Raw genomic sequence first — 1,167 nt, 5'->3', positions numbered from 1 at the left:
GCGCTTGGCATGCACGTCCTCGCCAAAAAGGGAACTCAAAAAACTATGAATATCCTTGAACTGGAAACCACACCATTTCGCCATCTTGCTCTCCCCTGCCTCCAAAGCTTCTGGCAAAGTATGATCTCATTATCCATGATAATCAATCGCTAATAACTCATACCTACAGTAAAAAATGAGGGGATCTCTGAGGGGAGTACCAGCTTCGGACGCTGCAACGGATACCGCTGTTTTAACCGGTGAAATACCGGCCATCGGAGAACGCCTTTCCGACTGCGGCTACTAAGCATCTTGTGCCAATAGCGTTCCACAGCCCGGTAGACCTTACACAAGGCCGAGAAGTTACCGGCAAGCCCATAATAGCCGTAATGTCCTCGCAACACCCGGTTAAGGTTGATAGCCTGTTCACGAACCGGCAAGTGCCGCATGCGTCGCATCAGGTCAGTGAGATGAGAGAGGCTGCGCCGAAGTCGAGACTTCTCTGTCCGCCGTCCCACCTTGAAATTGCCTTGCTGGTTGCGCGTGCAGTAATGGGTGAAGCCCAAGAAATAAATCGTCTCGGGCCGCTTTCGCCCACGCTTCGGCGCATGCCGCTCGGCAAACCGACCAAATTCAACGAGCCGCGTCTTGCTTGGTTCCAGCACAAGCCCAAACCTTGCCAGGCGCTTGCAAAGAGCATCCTGCAGGCGCAACGCATCCGAGCGATATTGGAAACACACCACAAAGTCGTCAATGTACCTCACCAAGTAGGCCTCGCCTTTCATACGCGCCTTGACCACCCGGTCAAACCACAGGTCCAGCACATAGTGAAGGTACACATTACTCAGTAGCACACTGATTGACCCACCTTGCGGGGCACCCTCGTCGTTCGGTCGCACCTCACCGTCTTCCAGGACGCCGGCTTTAAGCCACCGTCGAATCAGGCTGATGATGCGCGGGTCTCCGACTCGATGTTCCACAAAACGCGAGTCACCATCCGTGATCTAAACTGCCGAAGAAGTTCTTCAAATCCGCCTCGAGCACCCAACCCACCTTGCGTCCAGCAATCAGCTCGTTGAGCGTCGCTAACGCCTGATGGGCACTGCACCCAGGCCGTCCTCCAAATGAGCACGGTAGAAAGTCCTGCTCATACATGGCAGACAGTACCTGAGCCACACTTCTCTGAAG

At 54.3% G+C, this 1,167-nt stretch carries 1 protein-coding gene; it reads right to left on the bottom strand.

Annotation, left to right across the window (positions count from 1 at the left end):
- Window positions 1-149 precede the first annotated feature (149 nt).
- On the bottom strand, window positions 150-959 hold the full coding sequence (locus ACREAY_RS12005; protein WP_431756000.1) for a reverse transcriptase domain-containing protein: 810 nt from the start codon (window positions 957-959) through the stop codon (window positions 150-152).
- Between the last annotated feature and the right edge of the window lie 208 nt (window positions 960-1,167).

The sequence above is a fragment of the Nitrososphaera sp. genome, from assembly GCF_050748925.1.
In the GTDB taxonomy this organism is placed as follows: domain Archaea; phylum Thermoproteota; class Nitrososphaeria; order Nitrososphaerales; family Nitrososphaeraceae; genus Nitrososphaera.
Note: the sequence above shows the minus strand (reverse complement) of the source record. Positions and strands in the feature narration are given on the sequence as shown.